Raw genomic sequence first — 9,955 nt, 5'->3', positions numbered from 1 at the left:
TCGCCTTCACCGACATCGGCAATCCCTCCGCTTCAAAAGCAAGGAATCACAGCCAGCCGATTTCGCAACAGTCCCCCTATGGGGGAGGCGATCGCGCAGCGATCGGTGGGGGGAGTGACCGCGTAACCGACCACCCACCTCCAAAGCTGAAACCGTCCCCCCACCGGCCTTCGGCCGCCTCCCCCACGGGGGGAGGTTCCTTGACCCCTCGCCTAGCCCGCCTCTCCTCGGCTAGACCTCGGCCATGGATCCCCGCCAACTCGACGTCATCGTGCGCATCGCCGGCGCGGCCCTGCTGCTGGGGCTGGCGGCGTTGCTGGCGCGCGACCCCAGGGGGCGGCGGCTGGCGGCGACGTTTGGGCCGTTGGCGCTGTGCCTGGCCGGCTTCCTGGCCGGCAACACGCCCGACGCGGCCCTGCGTCTGGCCGGACCGCCGGGGGCGGTCGCGCACCTGCTGAGCGGCTATGCGGCCGTCTTTCTGTGGTGGTTCTGCCTGGCGGCGTTCGATCCGGCGTTCCGGCCGCGTGGAGCGGTGCTGGCCGGCGGGATCGCCTGGATCGTTGTCGCCAGCGCCGACCGGGGCGTGTTCGGGCCGGCCCTGGCCGAGCGGGGCCTGTCGTGGCTGCTGGTCTGCATGGGCCTTGGCGTGGTCGGCCACCTGGCCGTGCGGGTGATCGGCGACCGCGAGGGCGACCTGGTGGAAGGCCGCCGCGCGGCGCGGATCTGGGTGGTCGCGCTGATGGCCGGACAGCTGCTGGCCGATCTGATCGTCGACCTGGTGATGGGGCTGGACTGGCGGCCGCTGGGCTTTTCCATCGTCCAGAACCTGGCCCTGCTGGCCTTTGCGGCCTGGCTGGCGAGCCTGGTGCTGCGCGTCGAGGTGCGGCCGCTGGGCGCGGCGCCGGCCCCCGCCCCGGCGGTTCCCGCGCCCGAGGATCCGGCCGAGGCGCGGCTGGCCCTGCGCCTCAAGACGCTGGTCGAGGTCGAGCGCGTCCACCTCGATCCCGACCTGACCTTCGCCGGCTTCGTGCGGGCGATGGGCGCGCCCGAGCGCATCGTGCGCCGCTTCGTCAATCACCGGCTGGGCCACGATCACTTCCGGGCCTTCCTCAATGCCCAGCGGATGGACGAGGCGCGGCGGCTGCTGGCCGATCCGGCCCGCGCCGACGACAAGCTGATCGCCATCGCCCACGACGCGGGCTTCGCCTCACTGGCTTCCTTCAACCGCGTGTTCTTGGCGACCGAAGGGGTCTCGCCCAGCGTCTGGCGGGCGGCGAAGGCGGTTTCGCCGGGTTTTGAGGAACGCTCGGCCGCCTTCTGAGGAGCCTGGACCGGCCGACGCCCCCTAAAGCGCCGCCATCGAGTTTCGAGGAGCAGGCATGAACGGCTTCATTTCCATCCTGGCGATCGTCGCCATGCTGCTGGCGGCGGGGGGCGTGATCGCGCTCGTCAGGCGCGGCGGCGTCGACGGGCGCTGGCTGCTGGCGGCGGCGGGCCTCGTTTTGCTCAACGACGCCCTGCTGACGCGCGGCTACGGCCTGCTGCCCCAGCTGCTGCCGGGAAGCGCGTGGAACTGGCAGGGCAAGATCCTGGCCCTGGCCGCCACCCTGGCCGTCGTCGCCATGCTGGGCTGGAAGCGCTGCGGGCTGACCCTGGTCCAGGACAAGGGAAGCCTGAAGACCGCCCTGCCGGTGGCGGGCCTCTATGTCGGCCTGTTCCTGGCGCTCGCCCTGGTTTTCCCGAACGAGCCGGCCTCGGCCGAGACCATCGCCTTTCAACTGACCATGCCGGGCCTGGAGGAAGAGCTGTTCTATCGCGGCCTGTTGCTGCTGGTGCTCGATCGCGCCTTCGGAACGCCGTGGAAGCTGGGCGGGATCACCTTCGGCTGGGGCGCGATCCTGTCGTGCGCGCTGTTCGGCCTGGCCCACGCCTTCGGCTATGGCAGGGACGGCTTCTCGTTCGACGCCCTGACCATGGCCCTGACCGCCCTGCCGTCGCTGATCGCGGTGTGGCTGCGCCTGCGGACCGGCAGCGTGCTCCTGCCGGTGCTGCTGCACAACTTCGGCAACGCAGTGATGCTGGTGGTGTGAGCGGCGTCAGGAAAACAGCGGCACGGCCGGCGCGACGGCCTTCAGGGCCGCGCCGAAATAGTCCTGCACCTCGCGGAACAGGTCGGGGCGGTAGATGGCCCGCGGGTCGTTGGCCTTGTCGTCGTCGAAGGCGTGGGTGGCGTCGGGATAGAGCTTCAGGTCCACCTTCACGCCGTCGGCGGTCAGGCGGTCGAGCGCCTTCTTGGGGAAGCGCCAGCCGACGACCCCGTCCTTCTGGCCCAGCACCGACCACACCGGTGGGGCGCCCGGGCCCCAGCCGCGTCGGCTGGTCATCGAGGGATAGGCCGCATACGGATAGACCAGCAGGGCGCCCTTGACCTGCTTGCGCAGGGCGATCGCGTCGGCGTCGGCCAGGCCGGTGGCGCTGGGGGCCGAGGTTCCGGCGGCGTAGGCGTCCATGATCGACCAGGCGCCGTGGCTCCAGCCGGCCAGGAACACCTGGTCGGCGCGCGCCCAGCTCTGCGTCTTCAGCCAGGCCAGAGTCCCGAAGATGTCGGCCGCGCGCTTGGCGCCGTGCAGGGTCATCAGGGTGCAGACGAACAGCTTGCCGTCCAGAGTGCTCATGCCGCGCGGCTTGAACGAGTCGAGCACGATGGCCGCGTAGCCGGCCTTTACCGCGACCTCGGCATAGGTCTCGAGGAAAGGGGTCTTGCCGCCGCAGCCGTGCAGGATCAGCGCGACAGGGAAGGGGCCCAGCCCGGCGGGCTTGAACACCCGCGAGCGCGCGACGACCTTGGCTCCCCAGGCTGTGCTGTCCATGCGCGTCCGTCCTTCAGCTTTCCGCCCGCCCCCAAGGGGAGCGGGCGGAACTAATCGGATTTGGGGAGCGCCGAAAGCGTCCGCAATCCTTAGTGGCGGAACACTCGCACACCGGTGAAGGCCATAGTGAGGCCAAGCTTGTCGGCCGCCTCGATGACCTCGGCGTCGCGCATCGAGCCGCCCGGCTGGATGATCGCCGTGGCGCCGGCTTCGGCCGCCTGGATCAGGCCGTCGGCGAACGGGAAGAAGGCTTCCGAGGCGCAGGCGCAGCCGGCCAGGTCCAGGCCGAAGTCAGCGGCCCGAAGGGCGGCGATGCGGGCGCTGTCCTTGCGGTTCATCTGGCCGGCGCCGACGCCCAGGGTCTGGCCGGCGCGGGCGTAGACGATGGCGTTGGACTTGACGTGCTTGCCGATCTGGAAGGCGAACAGCATGTCGCGGATCTCTTCGTCCGTCGGCTGGCGCTTGGTGACGATCTTCAGGTCCGAAGCCTTGATGCGGGCATCGTCGCGCGACTGCACGAGGAAGCCGCCGGCCACGCTCTTGAAGGTGTCGCCCGTCGACAGCGGGTCGGGCAGGCCGCCGGTGACCAGCAGGCGCAGGTTCTTCTTGGCGGCGAACACGGCGACGGCGTCGTCGTCGGCTTCCGGCGCGATCACCACCTCGGTGAAGATCTCGACCATGGCCTCGGCGGCCTCGCGGGTCAGGCGGGTGTTGGTGGCGACGATGCCGCCGAAGGCCGAGGTGGGGTCGCAGGCCAGCGCCCGCTCATAGGCCTCGCGCTGGGTGGCGCCCAGCGCCACGCCGCAGGGGTTGGCGTGCTTAATGATGGCGACGGCCGGGCCCTGGGCCGGGTCGAACTCCGCGATCAGCTCGAAGGCCGCGTCGGTGTCGTTGATGTTGTTGTAGCTGAGTTCCTTGCCCTGCAGCTGCCTGGCCGTGGCCACGCCGACGCGGGGATTGGGGAAGGTGTAGAAGGCCGCCTTCTGGTGCGGGTTCTCGCCGTAGCGCATGGTCTGGCGCAGCTCGCCGGCGATCGACTTGCGGGCCGGGAAGTCCTGGCCGAGCTGGCCGGCGAACCAGGCCGAGATCGCCGCGTCATAGGCCGCCGTGCGGGCGTAGGCGCGGGCCGCCAGGGTCTTGCGCAAAGCCAGCGACGTGCCGCCGGCCGCCTTCAGGGCTTCCAGCACTTCGCCAAGGTCGGAGGGATCGGTGCAGACCGAGACGTAGCCGTGGTTCTTGGCCGCCGAGCGGATCATGGCCGGGCCGCCGATGTCGATGTTCTCGACGCACTCTTCGTAGGCGCCGCCCTTCGCGACGGTGGCCTCGAACGGATAGAGGTTCACATACAGGATATCGATGCCGCCGATGCCGTGCTCGGCCATGGACTTGGTGTGTTCGGGAGCATCGCGAACGCCCAGCAGCCCGCCGTGGACGATGGGGTGCAGGGTCTTGACCCGGCCGTCCATCATCTCGGGGAAGCCGGTCAGGTCCGACACGTCCTTCACCGGCAGGCCGGCCGCGGCGATGGCCGCCTTGGTGCCGCCGGTCGAGACCAGCTCGACGCCCGCCTCGTGCAGGACCTTGGCCGCTTCGACGAGGCCGGTCTTGTCGGAGACCGACAGCAGGGCGCGCTTGGGCGCGACGAGATCGGGGGCGGACGGATAGTCGGGGGCGGCGGGCACGGGGGACTCCGGGTCTGGTTGCGATCAGAAATGGAGCCCAGGCGCGCGGCATATGCGTCTCGAGCTCCCCGGTGGTCACCCACCTTCAACGCCAGTCACTCGAACGGCGCGGAACATACGGAGGGGCGTCGGGGAGTCAATGCGGCCTGATGATCCTTCTCCCCTTGCGGGAGAAGGTGGCGGCGAAGCCGCCGGATGAGGGGTCTCTCAGAAGGTTCAACCGCCGTTTCAGGCCGAACGATTGTCGCGGCGGCGAGGGTCTTCGACCCCTCACCCGACCCGCTGCGCGGGCCACCCTCTCCCGCAAGGGGAGAGGGATCAGGAAGCCGGCGCCGCCAGCAGCACCTCGACCGCCACGCCCGCCGCCGCGAGCGCCTGGATGTCTGCCGCCTCGACCGGCGCCGCCACCAGCCGCACGACCTGGCGGCCGCTCCTGGCCAGCTCGATCAGATGCTCGGGCGTGGCCTCGGCGGGCGCAAGGCGGTGGGCGTCGCGGCGGGCCATGGTGACCACCTCGGGATCGGCGGCCTCGTCGATGACCAGCACGTCGGCGGCCGACAGCGCCCGCACGGCGCGCAGGGTCAGCAGGTCGGCGGGGCCCTTGCCGGCCACGAAGCGGACCTTGCCTTCCTTCTTCACGCTCTTGGCCAGGGCCTCGCGGAACAGGGCGCCGGCCTTTTCCATGTCGCCGGTCATGGCCGCCTGGGCGGCCTCGCCCGACAGCGCCTCGCGCAGGAAGGCGCGGCGTTCGTGCAGGGTGGGCAGGGCGCCGCGCACCTCGCTCTGGAAGTGGCGCATCAGGGCGGCCACGCGGCCAGCGCCCTCGGGCACCTGGGCCTCGATATCGGAGCGCAGCATGGTGGCCAGCACGGGCGCTGCGCCGCCGGTGCCGACGGCGGCCACCACCTCGCCGCGGTCGATGACGGCGGGGGTGTTGAAGTCGCACATGTCGGGCTTGTCGACGACGTTGACCAGCACGCCCGCGGCGCGCGCGGCGCGGGCGGCCGCTTGGGCGAACACCTCATCTGAACTCGAAACGAAGGCCAGCACCGCCCCCGAATAGGAGCCGGGCAGGAAGGCGGCATGGCCGTCGAGGCGCACCAGGGTGGCGGGCGAGCCGTCGAACAGCCGGGCCTTGGCCTCGGCGCCTTCGCCGGTTCCGGCGATCACCACCTTGCGGCCGGCGAGGGGGAAGTAGGCGGGGAAGGAGTCCAAGGCGGGGTCCTCTGGCGGTGGTCGCGCGGGTCTTGCCCTAAAGCTAGGGCGCGTCGGCCGCGAACGTGAGCCCTTTCGCGCAACAGGCGTTCAAGGAACTGAGTCTTGCGCGATCCTGGCGGCATGAAATTTCGCTGGCGGCGCATCGAGATAACGGTGTTAGCTCCGCTTTCGGGGCAGGAGACGACGCATGGCGGCGAGCTTGGACGTCAACGGCAAGACGGTGTCGGTGCAGGCCGAACCGGACACGCCGCTGCTGTGGGTGCTGCGCGACGAGCTGGGCCTGACGGGCACGAAGTTCGGCTGCGGCCTGGCCCAGTGCGGGGCCTGCACGGTGCATGTGAACGGCGACCCGGTGCGCTCCTGCGTCACCCCGATCGCCGCCCTTTCCGGCGCGAAGATCACCACCATCGAGGGGCTGGGCGGCGCCCACCCGCTGCAGCAGGCCTGGGTGAAGCTGGACGTGCCCCAGTGCGGCTACTGCCAGTCGGGCCAGATCATGTCGGCCGCGGCCCTGCTGGCGGCCACCAAGTCGCCCAGCGACGAGGACATCGACGCGGCCATGGGCGGCAACATCTGTCGCTGCGGCGCCTATCAGCGGATCCGGGCGGCGATCAAGGACGCCGCGACCAGCACGGCGGCCCCGGTGGTCGCCGCGCCGCCGGCGGCGAAGCAAGCCGAGGTCGAGGCCGATGTCGACGAGGCGATCTCGGCCGCCTCCGGCGCCACCTCGCGGGTGCAGCGCGGAGAGGTGCGATGAACGCGCCCGCCAAATCCGAGGGCTTCAGCCGCCGCGAGGTGGTGGTCGGGGCGGTGGTCGTCGGCGGGGCGCTGGCGGTGGGCTGCTCGCCGGCCGACCTGATGAGCGCCGGCTCCAAGGTCGAGGTCGGCGCGTTCGGGCCGTTCATCCGCTTCGAGCCCGACGGCTTCGTCACCGTGATCTCCAAGCACGTCGAGTTCGGCCAGGGCAGCCATGCGGGCCTGGCGGCGATCGTCGCCGAAGAGCTGGACGCCGACTGGACCAAGGTGCGGGTCGAGCAGTCGCCGGCCAACGCCAAGCTCTACGGCAACGGCGCCCTGGGCGCGCAGCTGACCGGCGGCAGCTCGGCGATCTCCAACAGCTGGGAGCAGCTGCGCAAGGCCGGCGCCGGGGCGCGGGCGATGTTCGTCGAGGCCGCCGCCAACCGCTGGAACGTCCCGGCCGGCGAGGTCGTGGTCAAGGACGGCCTGCTGACCCACGGCTCGGGCAGGACCGCCGCCTTCGCCGACCTGATGGCCGACGCCTCCAAGGTGACCCCGCCGGCCAATCCGGCGCTGAAGGATCCCAAGACCTTCACCCTGGTCGGCACCGATCGCGTGCGCCGCAAGGACGCGCAGGCCAAGAGCGACGGCAGCGCTCGCTACACCCAGGACGTCCACCTGCCCGACATGCTGACGGCCATGGTCGCCCATGCGCCGCGCTTCGGGGCCAAGGTCGAAAGCTTCGACGCCGACGCGGCCAGGAAGGTCGCCGGCGTGGTCGACGTGTTCGAGATCCCGACCGGCGTCGCGGTGGTGGCCAAGTCCACCTGGGCCGCGCGGCTGGGCCGCGAGGCGCTCACCGTGCGCTGGGACGAGGGCAAGGCCGAAAAGCGGGCCTCGGCGCAGATCGCCGCGGCCTTCCGGGCCCTGGCGACCGGCAAGGGGCCGGCCGCGCAGAAGTGGGAGTCGTTCGGGGCCAAGGGCGACACCGCCCAGGCGGCGGGCGGCTCGGACGCCTTCGAGGCGGTCTACGAGTTCCCCTATCTGGCCCACGCCACGATGGAGCCGATGAACTGCGTGGCGATCGTCGACGGCAATTCGGTCAGGCTGGTCCACGGCTCGCAGGGCCAGACGCTGGATCAGCTGAACGCGGCCAAGATCGTCGGCGCCCTGCCGGGCTCGGTCGAGGTCGAGACCCTGTTCGCCGGCGGTTCGTTCGGGCGGCGGGCGACCTTCACCTCCGACTACGTGGCCGAGTGCGTCCACGTGGCCAAGAAGGTAGGGGGCGGCAAGCCGGTGAAGCTGGTCTGGACCCGCGAGGACGACATGCGCGCCGGCTACTACCGGCCGCTGGTCGCCCACGCCGTGCGGGTGACGCTGGACAAGGACGGCATGCCCGCGACCTGGCGCCACCGCATCGTCAGCCAGTCGATCATGAAGGACTCGCCGATGCCCTCCAAGGGCGTCGACCAGACCGCCGTCGAGGGGGCGTCGGATTCGCCCTACCTGAAGGCCACGCCGATCGTCGACGCCCAGGTCGCCTTTCCGGAGGTCGGCGTGCCGGTGCTGTGGTGGCGCTCGGTGGGGGCCACCCACACCGCCTTCGTCATGGAGCACACCATCGACCAACTGGCCCGCAAGGCCGGCAAGGATCCGATCGAGTATCGCCGAGCGCTCTACGCCAAGGCCGGTGCGACCCGTCATCTGGCGGCGCTGAACCTGGCCGTCGAGAAGGCCGGGCCGACGGCGGGCGCCGGCTGGACGCGCGGCGTGGCGGTGCACGAGAGCTTCGGCTCGGTCGTCGCCCAGGTCGCCGAGGTCAAGCTGGTGGACGGCGCGCCCCGGGTCGGCCGGGTGGTGAGCGCCATCGACTGCGGCACGGCCGTGTCGCCCGACCAGATCGCCGCCCAGGTGGAGGGCGGGACCTGCTATGGCCTGTCGGCGGTGCTGTACGGCGAGATCACCCTGACCGAGGGCGCGGTCGACCAGAGCAATTTCGACACCTATCGCGTGCTGCGGATCGGCGAGGCGCCGAGCGTGGAGACCCACATCGTCCCGTCCGCCGCGCCGCCCAGCGGGGTGGGCGAACCGGGCACGCCGGTGATCGGTCCGGCCGTGGCCAACGCCCTGCTGGCGCTGTCCGGCCAGGCGACGACAAGGTTGCCGTTCGTTCAATCTGTCTGAACGTTAACCTTGGCGCGACCGGAATTGACGCCAGACCGCTGGACGGGAGGCTGTGCTGGGACCATCTTAGCGCCATGGTCGAGCCTGCCGACAGCCTTGGTTTCGAGAAACTCACGCCCCGTGAGCGCGAGATCCTGCGCCTGATCGCCCAGCATCAGCGCTCGAAGGAAATCGCGCGCCTGCTCAGCCTGTCGCCCAAGACTGTCGAGATGCATGTGCTCAGCGCCCGGCGCCGCCTGGCCGGCATGCCGCGCCGCGACGCCGCCCTGGCCTTCGTGGCCTGGGAGCAGGCCCCCGGTAATTGGGACCCCGGTAATGACTACCGTAGGCAATCGCCAGACCTAGCCGTCGAGCTCCAGCCGGTCTCTCCTGACTTCAACAGCGGGAGCGGCCATGGCCATGAACGACAACTCACCCAAGACGAGGCCCTCGGGCGCTCCCGGTTCGGCGTTCTTCATCGCGAGCTGGAAGTCGCTGGAAGAGGGCCTGACCCTGATGGCGGGCACCCCCGAGCGGGAGCGCCTGGTGCCGGAGACGGTCTCGGCGCTGCGCAAGGCGCAGGCGGCTGGCGATCCTCCTTCGAAGCTGCTGCTGCGGGTTCTCGCGGCGACGGCGTTCCTGTCGGACGACAGCCCGATCCGGTCCGAACGCGGGGAGGTTGGCGCCATGACCTGACTCCCGCGCAATGGGTGGGCCTGATCCTGGTTTCAGCCCTGGCGGCCGGCGTGCTGCTCAGCGTGGTGACCATGGGCGCCCATGAATTCCTCTTCGCCCTCCAGCGGTTCCGCGAGGGCTGGAGCGCTCAGCCGGCGCACTGACCGGCAAAGCCAAGTTCCTAACAATCCATCGGCTTGAACGTGCGGGGGGCTCCCGCGCGAGTGGGAGAGTCTTGCATGAAACGCAGCGACGCGGCCCGTGCTGGGGCTGAAAAACTGAAGCGCGCCGAAGCCGCCATTGATGCGGCCCTGCGCGAAACCGCCGAACTGGTGGGGCTGCTGCCCTCCCTGCGGCTCGACGCGCAGCTTTCGGCCGTCATCGGCCAGGAGGCCATCGAGACCCTCGGCGACACCCTGACCCACATCCTGTCGGCTCGCCGCACGATCGTGAAGGCGCATGGCGACCTCGCCGAGGTCCGCGCCCAGATCGGCTGCGGCGCCCTGGCCATCGGCGATATGGGCAAGGTCGAGGGCGGCGATCAGCCGCGCACCTTCGGCCTGCACGCCGTCGACGGGGGCCGCGCCGCCTAAGGCCGCGCGGCGCCAC

10 protein-coding genes, 2 pseudogenes and 1 riboswitch are annotated in these 9,955 nt (G+C 70.9%); of the genes and pseudogenes, 9 read left to right on the top strand and 3 right to left on the bottom strand.

The annotated features are described in order from the left end of the window. Positions 1-244 precede the first annotated feature (244 nt). Together P7A99_RS22515 and P7A99_RS22510 are read left to right on the top strand one after the other, a co-directional pair. On the top strand, positions 245-1,321 hold the full coding sequence (locus P7A99_RS22515; RefSeq protein ID WP_277795966.1) for an AraC family transcriptional regulator: 1,077 nt from the start codon (positions 245-247) through the stop codon (positions 1,319-1,321). Between the two features lie 58 nt (positions 1,322-1,379). Beyond that, on the top strand, positions 1,380-2,090 hold the full coding sequence (locus P7A99_RS22510) for a CPBP family intramembrane glutamic endopeptidase, BDIM_20840 family (RefSeq protein ID WP_277795965.1): 711 nt from the start codon (positions 1,380-1,382) through the stop codon (positions 2,088-2,090). A gap of 6 nt (positions 2,091-2,096) precedes the next feature. On the opposite strand, the gene P7A99_RS22505 is transcribed toward P7A99_RS22510, so the two are convergent. Further along, positions 2,097-2,870, bottom strand: a complete 774-nt coding sequence (locus P7A99_RS22505) for a dienelactone hydrolase family protein (protein WP_277795964.1) — start codon at positions 2,868-2,870, stop codon at positions 2,097-2,099. Between the two features lie 89 nt (positions 2,871-2,959). Beyond that, complete coding sequence (gene purH / locus P7A99_RS22500) at positions 2,960-4,552, bottom strand: bifunctional phosphoribosylaminoimidazolecarboxamide formyltransferase/IMP cyclohydrolase (protein WP_277795963.1); 1,593 nt, start codon at positions 4,550-4,552, stop codon at positions 2,960-2,962. Between the two features lie 28 nt (positions 4,553-4,580). Then, positions 4,581-4,661, bottom strand: a riboswitch (ZMP/ZTP riboswitch). Positions 4,662-4,701: 40 nt separating this feature from the next. Here purH and P7A99_RS22495 point away from each other — a divergent pair. Continuing rightward, positions 4,702-4,870 (top strand): annotated as a pseudogene (locus P7A99_RS22495) (hypothetical protein); the annotation flags it as partial. Here the strand turns inward: P7A99_RS22495 and P7A99_RS22490 are convergent. Further along, the gene (locus tag P7A99_RS22490) at positions 4,871-5,767 is read right to left on the bottom strand and encodes an NAD(P)-dependent oxidoreductase (protein ID WP_277795962.1); all 897 of its coding nucleotides are present in this window, start codon (positions 5,765-5,767) and stop codon (positions 4,871-4,873) included. It lies immediately after the preceding pseudogene. Positions 5,768-5,957: 190 nt separating this feature from the next. On the opposite strand from P7A99_RS22490, the gene P7A99_RS22485 reads away from it, so the two are divergent. The 6 genes and pseudogenes from P7A99_RS22485 (at position 5,958) to P7A99_RS22460 (ending at position 9,939) form a co-directional block, all read left to right on the top strand. After that, entirely contained in the window at positions 5,958-6,527 is a 570-nt protein-coding gene (locus tag P7A99_RS22485; RefSeq protein WP_277795961.1) for a (2Fe-2S)-binding protein, read from the top strand. Further along, a complete protein-coding gene (locus tag P7A99_RS22480; RefSeq protein WP_277795960.1) occupies positions 6,524-8,692 on the top strand; it encodes a xanthine dehydrogenase family protein molybdopterin-binding subunit in 2,169 nt (722 codons plus the stop codon). Before P7A99_RS22485 ends, P7A99_RS22480 begins: the two co-directional genes overlap by 4 nt. Before the next feature lie 74 nt (positions 8,693-8,766). Beyond that, positions 8,767-8,895, top strand: a pseudogene (locus P7A99_RS25285) (LuxR C-terminal-related transcriptional regulator); the annotation flags it as partial. Between the two features lie 196 nt (positions 8,896-9,091). After that, positions 9,092-9,367, top strand: coding sequence for a hypothetical protein (locus P7A99_RS22470; RefSeq protein WP_101716124.1), 276 nt, complete (start codon positions 9,092-9,094; stop codon positions 9,365-9,367). Between the two features lie 14 nt (positions 9,368-9,381). Beyond that, positions 9,382-9,510, top strand: a complete 129-nt coding sequence (locus P7A99_RS22465) for a hypothetical protein (RefSeq protein ID WP_277795958.1) — start codon at positions 9,382-9,384, stop codon at positions 9,508-9,510. 75 nt (positions 9,511-9,585) lie between these two features. Further along, positions 9,586-9,939, top strand: coding sequence for a hypothetical protein (locus P7A99_RS22460; RefSeq protein WP_277795957.1), 354 nt, complete (start codon positions 9,586-9,588; stop codon positions 9,937-9,939). Positions 9,940-9,955 lie beyond the last annotated feature (16 nt).

This window comes from Caulobacter endophyticus, assembly GCF_029543245.1.
Taxonomy (GTDB): domain Bacteria; phylum Pseudomonadota; class Alphaproteobacteria; order Caulobacterales; family Caulobacteraceae; genus Caulobacter; species Caulobacter endophyticus_A.
This window is presented reverse-complemented; position numbering and strand designations above follow the sequence as displayed.